Genomic DNA, 15787 nt, shown 5'->3' on the forward strand with positions numbered 1-15787 from the left:
GCGACTAACGGCGATCAGGGATTTTTCGGGATTTGTGGGGGTTATGGAGGTTTTTTTGCGCGTATAAGGAGATCGTTCCCACGCTCTGCGTGGGAATGCCGCCATGGACGCTCTGCGTCCGCTTCTGAAGCTGTGACGCGGAGCGTCACGGGATTCATTCCCACGCAGAGCGTGGGAACGATCATTCTTGCGCTTTTTGCCAAAGGCTCAGGCGAGCTGGCTTATATAGGTGCCGGTACCTTTGAGGATGTTTTGCAGGGTTTCTTCAACCTCGGGCAAGTCCATCGCTGCGGTGCTGTGATGGATTTCCAGATGGTCGTCGCCATTGAGCACATCGGCATCGGCGGCGCCGATTTCGATCAGCAGGCGATCGGCGCTGAGGGTGACTTTCAAACCATCGAGTGTGGAAGGTTCGCCATCGAGGGTGAGCTCGACTTCATCCTCGTCGGGGTAGCGAGTCATCAGGAACATCTCGCCCTTGTCACTATGGCAGCAGAGCATTGCCATGTTGTCTTCTTCGTCGTCGCAGGGGTTGGCGATCAAATGGGCGGTGGTCAGTTGCATGGGGCGGTTCCTGGCTCTGGGGGCGCTGTGAAAGCAAGCAAAGTCTAATTCTGCCAGCCCGAAGAATTTTCTGCTGACTTGTGTGTCAGAGCCTGTGCTATGAACGGAGTGAGTCTTATCGGTCACTTCTGGTACGGATGTACTGTAAAACCTGGTTTGAACCAGCGATTTTCCTGCGCAACTGCTAGTGTTGTTCGATGCGCAGCAGCCGAGTTACTTACCGATGACCGAATATGTCGCAGCATCGCAAGCAGTGGCCTTGCCGCACTGGTTAAGCTGCGCAACTGATGGACACCTGTAAAGACATTGCTTGTCTGCCCGGCAGTCGTTTTTGCAGATGCCCATCGAAGGAAGGTGAATGTGACCTGAGTGTCTCGTCCAGCTTCACCCACCTGTCGCCCTGTTTCCTCTGCCCGAGAATCAGGAACCGGGTGACGGACCGCCCCGTAAGGGGTTTTGCACGCGACGCTTCCATCAATAACAAGCCCAAGCGGAGTACCACAGATGGCGTTCTTCACCGCAGCCAGCAAAGCCGACTTCCAGCACCAACTGCAAGCGGCACTGGCGCAGCACATCAGTGAACAGGCACTGCCACAAGTGGCGCTGTTCGCTGAACAATTTTTTGGCATCATTTCCCTGGATGAACTCACCCAGCGTCGGTTGTCTGACCTCGCCGGCTGCACCCTTTCTGCCTGGCGCCTGCTTGAGCGCTTTGACCACGCCCAACCGCAGGTGCGTGTGTACAACCCCGATTACGAACGTCACGGCTGGCAGTCGACCCACACTGCAGTCGAAGTGCTGCACCACGATCTGCCGTTTCTGGTGGACTCGGTGCGCACCGAGCTGAACCGTCGCGGTTACAGCATCCACACGCTGCAGACCACCGTGCTGAGCGTGCGTCGCGGCAGCAAGAACGAGTTGCTGGAAATCCTGCCAAAAGGCACCCAGGGCGAAGGCATCCAGCAAGAATCTCTGATGTACCTGGAGATCGATCGCTGCGCTCATACCGCCGAGCTCAATGTATTGAGCAAAGAGCTGGAGCAGGTTCTCGGCGAAGTCCGCGTTGCGGTCGCCGATTTCGAACCGATGAAAGCCAAGGTCCAGGAGCTGATCGACGGCATCGAAAAAAGCAAGTTTGTTATTGATGCAGACGAAAAGAACGAGATCGAGGGTTTCCTCGAATGGCTGGTGGGCAACCACTTCACCTTCCTCGGCTACGAAGAGTTCGTGGTTTGCGATGACCAGAATGGCGGTCATATCGAGTATGACCAGAACTCCTTCCTCGGTCTGACCAAACTGCTGCGCGCCGGCCTCACCGCCGATGACCTGCGCATCGAAGACTACGCCGTGAATTACCTGCGCGAACCGACCGTGCTGTCGTTCGCCAAGGCTGCGCACCCAAGCCGTGTGCACCGTCCGGCTTACCCGGATTATGTGTCGATCCGCCAGATCGATGCCAACGGCAAGGTCATCAAGGAATGCCGTTTCATGGGCCTGTACACCTCCTCGGTGTATGGCGAGAGCGTGCGGGTCATTCCGTACATCCGCCGCAAGGTCGGGGAAATCGAACGTCGTTCCGGTTTCCAGGCCAAGGCTCACCTGGGCAAGGAACTGGCTCAGGTACTCGAAGTACTGCCCCGTGACGACCTGTTCCAGACTCCGGTCGACGAGCTGTTCAGCACCGTGATGTCGATCGTGCAGATCCAGGAACGCAACAAGATCCGCGTGTTCCTGCGCAAAGACCCGTACGGCCGCTTCTGCTACTGCCTGGCTTATGTGCCGCGCGACATCTATTCCACCGAAGTGCGTCAGAAGATCCAGCAAGTGCTGATGGATCGCCTGAAAGCCTCCGATTGCGAGTTCTGGACCTTCTTCTCCGAGTCCGTGCTGGCCCGTGTGCAACTGATTCTGCGGGTCGACCCGAAGAACCGTCTCGACATCGATCCGCTGTTGCTGGAAAAAGAAGTGGTGCAGGCCTGCCGCAGCTGGCAGGACGACTACTCAAGCCTGGTGATCGAAAGCTTCGGCGAAGCCCACGGCACCAACGTGCTGTCCGACTTCCCTAAAGGATTCCCGGCCGGCTACCGCGAGCGCTTCGCTGCGCACTCGGCTGTGGTCGACATGCAACACTTGCTGAGCCTGAGCGAAGCCAACCCGCTGGTCATGAGCTTCTACCAGCCGCTGCTGGGTCAAACCGCCGGTCAGCAACAGTTGCATTGCAAGCTGTATCACGCCGATACCCCGCTGGCACTTTCCGATGTGCTGCCGATCCTGGAAAACCTCGGTCTGCGCGTCCTTGGCGAGTTCCCGTATCGCCTGCGCCACAGCACCGGTCGCGAGTTCTGGATTCATGACTTCGCATTCACCGCCGCTGAAGGCCTGAACCTAGACATCCAGCAGCTCAACGACACGCTGCAGGACGCATTCGTCCACATCGTTCGTGGCGATGCCGAGAACGATGGGTTCAACCGTCTGGTACTGACTGCCGGCCTGCCATGGCGCGACGTGGCGCTGCTGCGTGCATACGCCCGTTACCTGAAGCAGATTCGCCTGGGCTTCGACCTCGGCTACATCGCCAGCACCCTGAACAACCACACCGACATCGCTCGCGAGTTGACCCGGTTGTTCAAGACCCGTTTCTACCTGGCCCGCAAGCTGACCAGCGAAGACCTCGACGACAAGCAGCTGCGTCTGGAACACGCGATCCTGAGCGCGCTGGACGACGTTCAAGTACTGAACGAAGACCGTATCCTGCGTCGCTACCTGGACCTGATCAAGGCAACTCTGCGGACCAACTTCTACCAGACCGATGCCAACGGTCAGAACAAGTCCTACTTCAGCTTCAAGTTCAACCCGCACCTGATTCCGGAACTGCCTAAACCGGTTCCGAAATTCGAAATCTTCGTTTACTCGCCACGGGTTGAAGGCGTGCACCTGCGCTTCGGCAACGTCGCGCGCGGCGGCCTGCGCTGGTCCGATCGTGAAGAAGACTACCGCACTGAAGTGCTGGGTCTGGTAAAAGCCCAACAAGTGAAAAACTCGGTGATCGTACCGGTCGGCGCCAAGGGCGGCTTCCTGCCGCGTCGCCTGCCATTGGGCGGCAGCCGTGATGAAGTCGCGGCAGAAGGCATTGCCTGCTACCGGATCTTCATCTCCGGCCTGCTGGACATCACCGACAACCTGAAAGACGGCGCTCTGGTGCCTCCGGCTAACGTGGTTCGTCACGATAACGATGACCCGTATCTGGTGGTGGCAGCGGACAAGGGCACTGCGACCTTCTCCGACATCGCCAACGGTATTGCCATCGACTACGGTTTCTGGCTCGGTGACGCGTTCGCCTCCGGCGGCTCGGCCGGTTATGACCACAAGAAAATGGGCATCACCGCCAAGGGTGCGTGGGTCGGCGTACAGCGTCACTTCCGTGAGCGCGGTATCAACGTTCAGGAAGACAGCATCACGGTGGTCGGCGTCGGCGACATGGCCGGTGACGTGTTCGGTAACGGCTTGCTGATGTCCGACAAGCTGCAACTGGTCGCAGCCTTCAACCACCTGCACATCTTCATTGACCCCAATCCTGCGCCAGCCAACAGCTTCGCCGAGCGTCAGCGTCTGTTCGATCTGCCGCGTTCGGCCTGGTCAGACTACGACACCAGCATCATGTCCGAAGGCGGCGGGATCTTCTCTCGTAGTGCAAAAAGCATCGCGATTTCCCCGCAGATGAAAGAGCGCTTCGACATCTCGGCCGACAAACTGACTCCGACCGAACTGCTGAACGCCTTGCTCAAGGCACCGGTGGATCTGCTGTGGAACGGCGGTATCGGAACTTACGTCAAGGCCAGTACCGAAAGCCACGCCGATGTCGGCGACAAGGCCAACGACGCGCTGCGCGTGAACGGCAACGAACTGCGCTGCAAAGTCGTGGGCGAGGGCGGTAACCTCGGCATGACCCAACTGGGTCGTGTGGAGTTCGGTCTCAATGGTGGCGGTTCCAACACCGACTTCATCGACAACGCCGGTGGTGTGGACTGCTCCGACCACGAAGTGAACATCAAAATCCTGCTCAACGAAGTTGTGCATGCTGGCGATATGACCGAGAAGCAACGTAACCAGTTGCTTGGCAGCATGACCGATGAAGTCGGCGGCCTGGTCCTGGGCAACAACTACAAGCAGACCCAGGCGCTGTCCCTGGCGGCCCGTCGTGCCTACGTACGGATCGCCGAGTACAAACGCCTGATGAACGACCTTGAAGGCCGCGGCAAGCTGGACCGCGCCATCGAGTTCCTGCCGTCGGAAGAGCAACTCGACGAGCGCGTCGCGGCTGGCCATGGCCTGACCCGTGCCGAGCTGTCGGTGCTGATCTCCTACAGCAAGATCGACCTCAAGGAAGCGCTGCTCAACTCTCTGGTGCCGGATGACGCCTACCTGACTCGCGACATGGAAACCGCATTCCCGCCGACGCTGGTCAGCAAGTTCGCCGAAGCCATGCGCCGTCACCGTCTGAAACGCGAGATCGTCAGCACCCAGATCGCCAACGATCTGGTCAACCACATGGGCATTACCTTCGTTCAGCGCTTGAAAGAGTCCACCGGCATGAGCCCGGCGAATGTTGCGGGTGCCTATGTAATCGTTCGGGATATCTTCCATCTCCCGCACTGGTTCCGGCAGATAGAGGCCCTGGATTACCAGGTTTCGGCGGACGTACAACTGGAGCTGATGGATGAGCTGATGCGTCTGGGCCGTCGGGCTACTCGCTGGTTCCTGCGCAGCCGTCGCAACGAGCAGAATGCTGCCCGTGATGTGGCGCATTTCGGTCCGCATCTGGCGGCGTTGGGTCTCAAGCTCGACGAACTGCTGGAAGGCCCGACCCGCGATGGCTGGCAGACCCGCTACCAGGCCTACGTCGAAGCCGGCGTGCCTGAGTTGCTGGCGCGCATGGTTGCAGGCACTACTCACCTGTACTCCTTGCTGCCGGTCATCGAAGCCTCTGATGTGACCGGTCAGAACCCTGCCGATGTGGCCAAGGCGTTCTTCGCCGTGGGCAGTGCGCTGGACATCACCTGGTACCTGCAACAGATCAGTGCTCTGCCGGTGGAAAACAACTGGCAGGCGCTGGCGCGCGAAGCCTTCCGTGATGACGTCGACTGGCAGCAACGGGCGATCACCATCTCGGTTCTGCAAATGGCCAATGCCCCGCAAGAGGTGGAAGCACGTCTTCAGTTGTGGCTGGAACAGAACCGCACCATGGTCGAGCGCTGGCGCGCCATGCTGGTGGACATCCGTGCCGCCAGCGGCACTGACTACGCCATGTACGCAGTGGCCAACCGCGAACTGCTGGATTTGGCGATGAGCGGTCAAAATGCCGTCGCTAACCGCGAACTGCCGGACCTGGAGATGGACAGTCAAACGGTGGCTGCCGCCACTGCCTGATTGAGTGCTGCATGAAAAAAACCCGCATCGAATGATGCGGGTTTTTTTTCAGCCTGAAAATCATGTGGTGTCTGATTTGACGCCATCGCGAGCAAGCTCGCTCCTACAGGTGGTACGTGTACTCTGTAGGAGCGAGCTTGCTCGCGATGAGGCCCTGACAGACACCACACATTGATGTCCTTATTTTTTCAACGGGGTCAACACTTCATCCTTATCGCCCAGCAACATGAACACCAGCAGTTTGGCGGGTTTGGTCTGGCTGGCATTGGCCGAGACCGGGTGCCTGGAGCCTGCGGCTTCGTACCACGACTCGCCGGCCTTGTAGGTGATGGCTTTTTCGTCGTTGACCTGGGACGTTATTTCACCTTCCAGCACATAAGCCATCGCTGAGCCCGCATGCATATGCGGCGCAGTGGCCTGGCCCGGGGCGTAGTCGACGGTGAGCATCATGGCTTTCTTGCCCGGTGCGTTGGTCAGTTCATGTTCTTGCAGTACGTTGCGTTTTTCCTTGCCATAGACCGGGTCGTGGGCGAAGGCACTGAGCGAGGCCAGCATGGCCAGACCAGCGAAGATCGAGGTCGCGAGCGAGAGGGCTTTCATGGCGGTTCCTTTTATGTCGTCGGGGGAGGTGACTCACCCTAAGTCCCAATCCCGGACCGACCAATAGCCAATCCCGGGAAAGAACAGGAGGCCAATGGCTCAGTGATTGAAGTCCAGTCGGCAGGCCAGGCGATTGCCGATCAGCTCGATAAAACCCTGCAACGCCGGCAGTGCGAAGTGCGACTCCATGCATTCGCGGGTCTGCCAATGGCCGTTGACGGTCCACAGGCCAGGAGTGCTCGGGCACTCCTGCACCGCATAATCGAGACAGCCCCGCGCTTCACGCAGGGTGTCGGCAATCCGCGTCAGGTGTAGGCCAAGCTCATCCGAACGACCTTTAGCGGCCTGGATCTGGACGGTATTGATCGCGATGCTGGACATGGCAGGTTCTCCGAGTGACGTGCAGGGGAGTTCGTGAGGAGAAGAGTAGGGCCGGACTCGTTCAACACCCATATCCAATCCGCAGGAAAACCACTGAGCCAATCAGGCGATCTGTTTGAGAATATCCCTGACCTTGTCCAGCGCCGGGTCGATGTCCAGGGTCTCTATCGCTCCGAAGCCGATGATCAGTCCGCTTCTAACCGGTGTGTCGTGGAAGAAACTGTCCAGGGGGTAAAGCCCGACCTCGACTTTCTTCGCCAGCTCGATCAGCAAGGGAACTTCCACTGGCACCTTGCACAGCGCGGCCATGTGGAAACCGGCAATCGATGGCACTACCTCGAACCAGGGCGAAAGATCACCTTGCAGGCGGTTCAGTATTCGTTCCCGGCGCCCGGCGTAGACCGCGTGGCAGCGGCGGATGTGCTTGAGCAGATAGCCCTCGGAAATGAACTTGGCCAGCGCCCATTGCGGCAGGGTCGAGGTGTGGCAGTCGGTCAGTTGCTTGGCCTTGACCACCGCACTGTGGATCGCCGGTGGCAGTACTGCATAACCGAGTCGCAACTCGGGCAGCATGGTTTTCGAGAAGGTTCCGACGTAGGCGACCACGCCCCGGCTATCCATGCTTTGCAGGGAATCGGTGGGCCGGCCCTCATAGCGGAATTCGCTGTCGTAGTCGTCCTCGATCACGATCGCACCCAGCACTCGGGCGCGTTCCAGCAAGGCTTCGCGCCGCGCCGGACTCATTGGCATGCCAAGGGGAAACTGGTGCGACGGGGTGACGTAAATCAGCCTCGCGCCGTCGGGGATCAACTCGACCTGGATACCTTCGGCGTCTACCGGGACACCGACCACCATCGCGCCCTGGGCGGTGAACAGCAACCGTGCCGGGGTGTAGCCGGGGTCTTCCATGGCGACGATGCTGCCCGGTTCGATGACCACCCGGGCAATCAGGTCCAGCGCCTGTTGGGCGCCGTTGCAGACCACGATGTCGTCGTCATGACAGGCCACGCCACGGGAGAACGCGACATGCCCGGCGATGGCACTGCGCAAGGCTGGCAGGCCTTCCGGTTGGCTGTAGAACCCGCCGTTGAGGGCGATTCGGCGTAGCGCGTCCTGAGTGCAGCGCCGCCATTCTTCCTGGGGGAATTGATTGCGCGTAGTCGCGCCGCCGATGAATTCGCAGCGCAAGGTGCCTTCCAGGGTTGGATGGCGCAAGGGCGCGGGCAGGTTCTGCCAGTTTGCCAGGCTTTGTGCGCAGGCCAGGTCCGCCGCGCTTTGCTTGCGCTCGGCCTTGGCCGCCCGGGCATTGACGAAGGTGCCACGGCCGATCTTGCCGATCAGGAAGTTTTCATAGGTCAGCAGCGCGTAGGTGTCGGAGACCGTCTTGCGCGAAACGCCCAGTTGCTCAGCCAGTAAACGACTGGGTGGCAACTGTGCGCCGGCGGCAAGCCGACCGGACTCGATGGCACCGCGCAGTTGCTGGTACAGCTGCTCGGCCAGGTCCTTGCGGCCATTGATGACAACATGAAGTTCCATGGGTGAAGTCCTGAAGGCGGTCGTGTGCAAGGTTACGCGCAACAATACATTTCGTGTAGCCGGGCCACAGGCTACGGCTGCGGGTTTTGGTGCATGGGTGGTCTTTCGAAAAAATCGGCAATTGGATATAGGGCCTTGGCGCCTCGGGTCTTAGGCTTTGACTCACCGCATGTCAGCCTAAGGTCACGCCCATGGAACCTCGTCTGGATTACTACACGGCCTCGCCGCAAGCCCTCAAGGGGATCCTCATGCTCGAGGCGGCGACCTTTGGCCTGTCGATTGAAAAACCGTTGCTGGAACTGATCAGGATTCGCGTCTCGCAGCTCAATCAGTGTTCGTTCTGCACCGACATGCATGCCGTCGAGGCCCGCCGTCAGGGCGAGACCGAACGCAGGTTGTACGCAATCAGCGTCTGGCGTGATTCACCGTTCTTCAATGCACGGGAAAAGGCCGCACTGGCCTGGAGCGAGTCGGTGACGTTGCTGCCTGCCTCCAATGTGCCGGACGAGCTGTATACGGCGCTGCGGGCCGAGTTCAGCGAGCGGGAGATGGTCGATTTGACCGTTGCGGTTGCCACCATCAATTGCTGGAACCGGTTGGCGGTGGGGTTTCGGCAGCAGCCCAGTGATTAAGGCGCCTGCGTCGTACACGAACCGCCTCCTGAGTCAATCGCCCAAGGCAAACGCCACGGCTGCCCGGGCGTGTAATTCGGTGGTGTCGAGTAGCGCCAGCGAGCTGTGTTCGGGTTTGATCAGCAGGCCGATTTCAGTGCAGCCGAGGATGATTGCCTGGGCACCGCGTGCGGCCAGGGATTCGATGATCCGTTGATAGGTTTGCCGTGAACGCTCACTGATCACACCGACACACAGCTCGTCGTAGATGATCCGGTGGACCGCGTCGCGCTCGGCGGCTCCTGGCACCAGAACGCTCAGCCCTTGGGCCGCGAGACGATCCTTGAGGAAGTCCTGCTCCATGGTGAACGCGGTCCCGAGCAGGCCGACTGTCAGCGCGCCGGCATCCACCGCGGCCTGCCCGGCCGGGTCGGCAATGTGCAGGAAAGGCACCGATATCGCCGCCTGAATCTGCTCGGCCAACCGGTGCATGGTGTTGGTACAGAGCACGACGCACTCGGCGCCGCCGGCTTCCAGACGGCGCGCCGCGTCCACCAGAATCAGTGCCGCATCGTCCCAGCGCCCGGCATGCTGGGCCTGTTCGACAGGGCCGAAGTCGACGCTGTACATTAACAACTTCGCTGAACGCAGCGGGCCCAGCTGGTCGCGTACTTGCTGGTTGATGATGCGGTAATATTCGGCGCTGGACTCCCAGCTCATGCCGCCGATCAGGCCAATGGTGCGCATGCTGTTCTCCTGTTGATGGCAAATTTTTGTCGGAGAGAGTTTCCCGTGACGCAGCGGTTCGATCTATCAAGAAATTTCACATGCCAGGCCCGCTGAGCCAGACCCTGCTGGGCGGCAAACTCTGCCTGCAACTCTTGCCGCGCGTCGCTTACAGTGCCCGTGATCCGGCACAGTGGCAAACCCTGGGCGTGACCCTTGAGCGTCAGCAAGGGGTACATGCGATCGATTCGGACCGACGGGTGGATTTCGACACCTTGCCCGGTGTGCTGGCCTATACACCGGTGGGTGTGGAAGTGTTTTCCGAGTCGGCCAGTGGCGGTGAATACCTGTTGGCGCGCTGGGATGAGCCGTTTACTGGCGACGAACCGCTCAATCTCAGACACCGTGTGCAGGTCCCTGGCCATCGCCACGCTCTGGCGCTGGGCCGCGAGCTGCGGCGGTTGTTGCTCGATCCGCAACCCGATCTGCTGGCGCTGGAGGCCTGCGCCCTGAGTTTCGTTGGTTTGCCGTTGCTCCAGGCGCAAAAGCCGGAACGTGTGACGCCAAAAGCGTTAGCTCGGGTATTGGAGCAGATTGCCGGGCAGTACCATCAACCGTTGACGCTGGAGCAGCTGGCTGCCACCTACGGGCATACCGAGCTGCGTTTGCTGCGCGATTTCACCCGGGCGATCGGCAGGACGCCCCACGCCTGGATTGTCGAAGTCCGGGTCCAGGCTGCACGGTGGATGATCGAGCACACAGCGCTACCACTGGCCGCTATCGCGCTGGATGCGGGCTTTGCCCATCAGTCGCACATGGGCAGCGCATTCCGCACGCTGTTGGGGATGACGCCGGCTCAGTACCGTCGGCGGTTTTAGTCATACGCTGCTTGCTGGCATCTGCCATGATCAGAACCTTGAAGTCATGCTTGATCCGAGGAACAACGCAATGGACGACGTAACGCAGCTGGGCGAGATGCTTCGCCACTATGCAGAAAGCGAAGCGCACAAGAAGCAGGTGTTCGAGACTCAATCGGCCGAATGGGCGGTGCGCATCGGCGAGCTGTTCGACCATATCGAACAGTGGCTTGAGCCTGTGGAGAGTCCGAACCTGCTTGAAGTCAGTCGCGAAGGCTATGTCGCTTCAGGTCCGAACGTTCCTGTCGAAACCTCTCCCTTCAACACCTGGAAGCTGACGGTGCAGATTACCGGCAAACCGGTGGAATTCGTACCGGAAGCGATGGGTGTCGGTGGCTTGATCTCTGTGGCGGTGATGGGCCTGACGGCCGCACGTTACGGCAGTGTCTCGCTGGTGTGCCAACCGCCGTCGACCGACTGGCAGTGGCGCAAGGCCAACGGTTTGAAAGACCCGGATATCTTTGCTTTTGATGCGAATTTCCTGGCGCAGCAGTTGCAAAGCCTGATTCCCCGGGAACGGGGGTAAGGATCGTTCCCACGCTCTGCGTGGGAATGCCGCCCCGGACGCTCCGCGTCTGCTTTTGGATGTGACGCAGAGCGTCACGGGATGTATTCCCACGCAGAGCGTGGGAACGATCAATCACATGTTTACATTTCCCCAGCCTTCCTTCGCCACTTCAGGCGCCACGGCCTTGATGGTCTTGCCCGTTGCCAATTCCACCCTTCGCGCCACTTCCGGGTCGTCGGCAAAGGGGATCAAGCTCGCATCGTCGAGGCTCTCGGCCGACTGATTCCTCAAGCAATACTCAACCGACAGGTACAGACACACCACGGCCAGTACATTCAGTGCGATTTCAATCATCTCAACCTCCTGGTCTCAGGCAATTTGCACTTCACTCATCGCCATTTTCAGCTCCGCGACCCGCACCGTTCTCCAGGTGTTGTAGGCCATCAGCAGCATGCCGCTGAGGAAGAACACGCCACCGGCAAAGCGCACAACGAAGCCTGGATGGCTGGCTTGCAGTGCCTCGACGAAGGAGTAGGTGAGGGTGCCGTCGTCGTTGATCGCGCGCCACATCAAGCCCTGGGTGATGCCGTTGACCCACATCGAGGCGATGTAGAGTACGGTACCGATGGTCGCCAGCCAGAAGTGCAGGTTGATCAACGGGATGCTGTGCATCTGTAAACGTCCGAAGACTTTCGGGATCATGTGGTACATCGAGCCGAAGGTGATCATCGCCACCCAACCCAGGGCGCCGGCGTGTACGTGGCCGATGGTCCAGTCGGTGTAGTGGGAGAGGGCGTTGACCGTCTTGATGGCCATCATCGGTCCTTCGAAGGTCGACATGCCGTAGAACGCCAGTGACAGCACCAAAAAGCGCAGGATCGGGTCGGTACGCAATTTATGCCAGGCGCCGGAGAGGGTCATCATGCCGTTGATCATCCCGCCCCAGCTCGGTGCCAGCAGGATCAGCGACATGGCCATGCCCAGCGACTGCGCCCAGTCCGGCAGCGCGGTGTAGTGCAAGTGATGCGGGCCGGCCCAGATGTACAGGGTGATCAGCGCCCAGAAGTGCACGATGGACAAACGGTACGAATACACCGGCCGACCGACCTGTTTGGGCACGAAGTAGTACATCATCCCCAGAAAACCGGTGGTCAGGAAGAAGCCCACGGCGTTATGCCCGTACCACCACTGGACCATCGCGTCGGTGGCGCCGGAATACACCGGGTAAGACTTGAACCAGCCCACCGGGATCGACAGGTGATTGACCACGTGCAGCATGGCGATTACCACAATGAACGCACCGAAGAACCAGTTGCCGACGTAGATGTGCTTCGTTTTGCGTTGCACCACGGTGGTGAAGAACACAATGGCGTAGGCGACCCAGACCACTGTCATCCACACCGCGCCCGAGAATTCGATCTCGGCGTATTCCTTGGTGGTGGTGTAGCCCAGCGGCAAGGTGATCAGCATGATCGTGACCACCGACTGCCAGCCCCAGAAGGTGAAGGCGGCGAGCTTGTCGGAGTACAGCCGCACCTGGCAGGTGCGCTGTACCGCGTAATAACTGGCGGCGAACTGCGCGCTGCCGGCAAAGCCGAAAATCACCAGGCTGGTGTGCAGCGGCCGCAAGCGACCGAAAGTGGTCCAGGGCAGGTCCAGATTCATTTGCGGCCAGACCAGTTGCGAGGCGATCCATACGCCCATCGCCATTCCGATCACGCCCCACACCACCGTTGCCACGACAAATTGGCGGACGACCCTGTAGTTATAAGCCTGTCCGTTTGCTGCTGTGCTCATGGTCAATTCTTCCACGGTTGCAAAGTCTTGCCAGGCCACCCGGTCTGGCATGCGCTGAACTGTAGAAAGCATGGGAGAAACAAAACAGACTCAGAAAAACTGCATTAATACAGATCAGATGGAGTGCCTGCCGACGGCCATGCGCCGCACTCTGATATGGTTTTTTAGTCTTTACCTGAATCTGTAACGTGCTGAGCTGCAGGTGCATAGTCGCCATATCCACCCTGTAGCAGCTGCCGAGCCCGCGAGGCTGCGTTCGAGTGCGCAGCGCTCGTAATCCAGACGACGCGGTATGACAGACGCACCGCATGCTCGGGCTCTACGACTGCTTCGCAGCCGAGCTGCTACGTGATGTGAGAGTTTGGGGTCAGCACTGATGAGGTAGGACCATGTATCACTATGACGACTATGACCGTGCCCTGGTCTTTGAACGGGTCGCGCAGTTTCGCGATCAGGTCGAGCGTTTCATGGTGGGTGAGTTGAGCGAGGAAGAGTTCCTGCCACTGCGCCTGCAAAACGGCCTGTACATGCAAAAGCACGCTTACATGCTGCGGGTCGCGATTCCCTACGGCACCCTCGGCGCGCAGCAGATGCGCACCCTGGCGAGCATCGCCCGGGATTACGACCGTGGCTACGGTCACTTCACTACCCGGCAGAACATGCAATTCAACTGGATTGAACTGGCTCAGGTGCCGGACATCCTCGAGCGTCTGGCCCAGGTCGAGATGCACGCGATCCAGACCTCGGGCAACTGCGTACGCAATATCACCACTGAAGCCTTTGCCGGGGTCGCCGCCGACGAGCTGCTCGATCCGCGGCCGCTGGCGGAGATCCTGCGGCAGTGGTCGACCATCAACCCGGAATTCCTCTTCCTGCCACGCAAATTCAAGATCGCCATCTGCTCGGCCAGGCAAGACCGGGCGGCGATCATGATGCATGACATCGGTCTTTATCTTTACCGCGATGGCGGCGGCCAGATGCTGCTGCGGGTGATTGTCGGTGGTGGTCTGGGACGCACGCCGATCCTTGGTTTGCAGATTCGTGAGGGTTTGCCGTGGCAGCACTTGCTGTCGTATGTCGAAGCGGTGCTGCGGGTCTATAACCGCCATGGGCGACGCGATAACAAGTACAAGGCGCGGATCAAGATTCTGGTCAAAGCCTTGGGCATTCAAGCCTTTGCCAGGGAAGTGGAGGAGGAGTGGCAGCACCTCAAGGATGGCCCGGCGCAGTTGACTGACGTCGAGTACGAGCGCGTCGCCAGCGCCTTTGTACCGCCGAACTACCAGCCACTGGTGGATACCGATCTGGACTTCGGCACCCATCTGAGTGAAAACCCGGCTTTCGCCCGTTGGGTCTCGCGCAACGTGCAGCCGCATAAAGTGCCGGGCTACACCAGTGTGGTGCTGTCGACCAAACCCGGTATTGCCTCACCGCCCGGCGACGTCACCGCTGAGCAAATGGAAGCGGTCGCCGATTGGTCCGAGCAGTTCGGCTTTGGCGAAATCCGTATCGCCCATGAGCAGAACATCGTCCTGCCGGATGTGCCCAAGGCCGATCTCTATGCGCTCTGGCGTCTGGCCAATGAACAGGGGCTGGGCTGCGCCAATATCGGCTTGCTGACGGACATCATCGCCTGCCCCGGTGGTGATTTCTGTGCCTTGGCTAACGCGAAGTCGATCCCCATCGCGCAGGCCATTCAAGCGCGTTTCGATGACCTCGATTACCTGCACGATCTGGGGGATATCAGCCTCAATATCTCCGGCTGCATGAACGCCTGCGGCCATCACCACATCGGCAATATCGGCATCCTTGGCGTCGATAAAAACGGCAGTGAGTGGTACCAGATCACTCTCGGTGGCTCCCAGGGCAAGAACAGCGCATTGGGCAAGGTGATCGGCCCCTCGTTCAGCGCCGCCGAAGTACCGCAGGTCATCGAGCGCATTATCGCGACCTTTGTCCTTTACCGGGAAAGCGAAGAGCTGTTCGTCGATACCTTGCAACGCATTGGCCTGGAGCCATTCAAGGAAAGGGTCTATCCGAAGGTCCTGGAGGTCTCGATATGAACAATGTGTTGCGTTTGCGAGAGGGTGTCGCCGAGTGGGTGCGCGACGATCCCTGGCAGTTGGTTCGTGACGCGGCGGATGAGTTGCCCAGTGGACCGCTGATCCTGCCGCTACCCCAGTGGCTTGCCCGCAGTGCTCAAACCACGACGGCGCTCTCGGGCGTCTGGCTCGGCCCTGATGACGAAGTGGAAAACCTGACGCCCTGGTTTTCCAGCCTGCCGCTGATTGCCCTGGACTTCCCGAGCTTTCGCGACGGCCGTGCCTACAGCCAGGCTTATCTGCTGCGCACTCGTTTGGGTTGGCAGGGCGAGTTGCGCGCAATTGGCGATGTGCTGCGCGATCAGCTCAGCCATATGCGCCAATGCGGCTTCGATGCCTTCGCGGTGCGTGAAGACAAATCCGCCGAAGACGCCCTCAAGGGCCTGGCCGGGATGAGCGTGTTGTACGGCCGCTCGGTGATCGAGCCACGGCCGTTGTTTCGCAGGCGTTAGAGGGGGGGCTATTGAGCTGACACGCTGGAATGCCAGGCTTAGGGCCTGTGGCGAGGGAACGTGCTCCCTTGCCACAAATGACCATCACTCCATCATCGTTGATTCGGCACTCTTTACTTCAACGCCGAATCCCCGGGTCTGGTTCTTGAACGTGACGCCGTTGAAG

The 15787-nt window shown here is 59.8% G+C and carries 13 protein-coding genes; 6 read left to right on the top strand and 7 right to left on the bottom strand.

What is annotated here, in order from left to right; translation table 11 throughout:
* Nucleotides 1-207: 207 nt before the first annotated feature.
* Nucleotides 208-564: a hypothetical protein gene (locus tag AC07W5_RS15385; protein WP_494991484.1), complete on the bottom strand. Its 357-nt coding sequence runs from the start codon at nucleotides 562-564 to the stop codon at nucleotides 208-210.
* 504 nt (nucleotides 565-1068) lie between these two features.
* Here AC07W5_RS15385 and AC07W5_RS15390 point away from each other — a divergent pair.
* Nucleotides 1069-5991 (top strand): NAD-glutamate dehydrogenase, encoded by a 4923-nt coding sequence (locus AC07W5_RS15390; RefSeq protein WP_495023731.1) that lies wholly within the window; start codon nucleotides 1069-1071, stop codon nucleotides 5989-5991.
* Between the two features lie 180 nt (nucleotides 5992-6171).
* On the opposite strand, the gene AC07W5_RS15395 is transcribed toward AC07W5_RS15390, so the two are convergent.
* The 3 genes from AC07W5_RS15395 to pdxR form a co-directional block, all read right to left on the bottom strand.
* On the bottom strand, nucleotides 6172-6591 hold the full coding sequence (locus tag AC07W5_RS15395; protein ID WP_494991486.1) for a cupin domain-containing protein: 420 nt from the start codon (nucleotides 6589-6591) through the stop codon (nucleotides 6172-6174).
* A gap of 99 nt (nucleotides 6592-6690) precedes the next feature.
* Nucleotides 6691-6972 (bottom strand): antibiotic biosynthesis monooxygenase family protein, encoded by a 282-nt coding sequence (locus AC07W5_RS15400; RefSeq protein ID WP_494991487.1) that lies wholly within the window; start codon nucleotides 6970-6972, stop codon nucleotides 6691-6693.
* A gap of 102 nt (nucleotides 6973-7074) precedes the next feature.
* On the bottom strand, nucleotides 7075-8508 hold the full coding sequence (gene pdxR / locus AC07W5_RS15405; protein WP_494991488.1) for a MocR-like pyridoxine biosynthesis transcription factor PdxR: 1434 nt from the start codon (nucleotides 8506-8508) through the stop codon (nucleotides 7075-7077).
* A 191-nt stretch (nucleotides 8509-8699) separates the two neighbouring features.
* Here pdxR and AC07W5_RS15410 point away from each other — a divergent pair, with 191 nt between their 5' ends.
* Nucleotides 8700-9140, top strand: coding sequence for a carboxymuconolactone decarboxylase family protein (locus AC07W5_RS15410; protein WP_494991489.1), 441 nt, complete (start codon nucleotides 8700-8702; stop codon nucleotides 9138-9140).
* Nucleotides 9141-9173: 33 nt separating this feature from the next.
* Here the strand turns inward: AC07W5_RS15410 and AC07W5_RS15415 are convergent, their stop codons facing one another.
* Nucleotides 9174-9866: an aspartate/glutamate racemase family protein gene (locus AC07W5_RS15415; protein ID WP_495023732.1), complete on the bottom strand. Its 693-nt coding sequence runs from the start codon at nucleotides 9864-9866 to the stop codon at nucleotides 9174-9176.
* Nucleotides 9867-9946: 80 nt separating this feature from the next.
* Here AC07W5_RS15415 and AC07W5_RS15420 point away from each other — a divergent pair, with 80 nt between their 5' ends.
* Together AC07W5_RS15420 and AC07W5_RS15425 are read left to right on the top strand one after the other, a co-directional pair.
* Nucleotides 9947-10723 carry a helix-turn-helix domain-containing protein gene (locus AC07W5_RS15420; protein WP_495023733.1) on the top strand — a complete coding sequence of 259 codons (777 nt, stop codon included), beginning with the start codon at nucleotides 9947-9949 and terminating at the stop codon, nucleotides 10721-10723.
* A 70-nt stretch (nucleotides 10724-10793) separates the two neighbouring features.
* The gene (locus AC07W5_RS15425; RefSeq protein ID WP_494991492.1) at nucleotides 10794-11288 is read left to right on the top strand and encodes a hypothetical protein; all 495 of its coding nucleotides are present in this window, start codon (nucleotides 10794-10796) and stop codon (nucleotides 11286-11288) included.
* Nucleotides 11289-11402: 114 nt separating this feature from the next.
* On the opposite strand, the gene AC07W5_RS15430 is transcribed toward AC07W5_RS15425, so the two are convergent.
* Together AC07W5_RS15430 and ccoN are read right to left on the bottom strand one after the other, a co-directional pair.
* Entirely contained in the window at nucleotides 11403-11624 is a 222-nt protein-coding gene (locus AC07W5_RS15430; RefSeq protein WP_494991493.1) for a cbb3-type cytochrome c oxidase subunit 3, read from the bottom strand.
* 15 nt (nucleotides 11625-11639) lie between these two features.
* On the bottom strand, nucleotides 11640-13067 hold the full coding sequence (gene ccoN, locus AC07W5_RS15435) for a cytochrome-c oxidase, cbb3-type subunit I (protein ID WP_495023734.1): 1428 nt from the start codon (nucleotides 13065-13067) through the stop codon (nucleotides 11640-11642).
* 389 nt (nucleotides 13068-13456) lie between these two features.
* On the opposite strand from ccoN, the gene AC07W5_RS15440 reads away from it, so the two are divergent.
* Nucleotides 13457-15130, top strand: coding sequence for a nitrite/sulfite reductase (locus AC07W5_RS15440; protein ID WP_495023735.1), 1674 nt, complete (start codon nucleotides 13457-13459; stop codon nucleotides 15128-15130).
* Nucleotides 15127-15621: a DUF934 domain-containing protein gene (locus tag AC07W5_RS15445; protein ID WP_495011886.1), complete on the top strand. Its 495-nt coding sequence runs from the start codon at nucleotides 15127-15129 to the stop codon at nucleotides 15619-15621. The genes AC07W5_RS15440 and AC07W5_RS15445 overlap by 4 nt, the downstream gene beginning before the upstream one ends.
* The last annotated feature ends 166 nt before the right edge of the window (nucleotides 15622-15787 follow it).

It is taken from the genome of Pseudomonas sp. GW821-FHT01E05, from assembly GCF_059422425.1.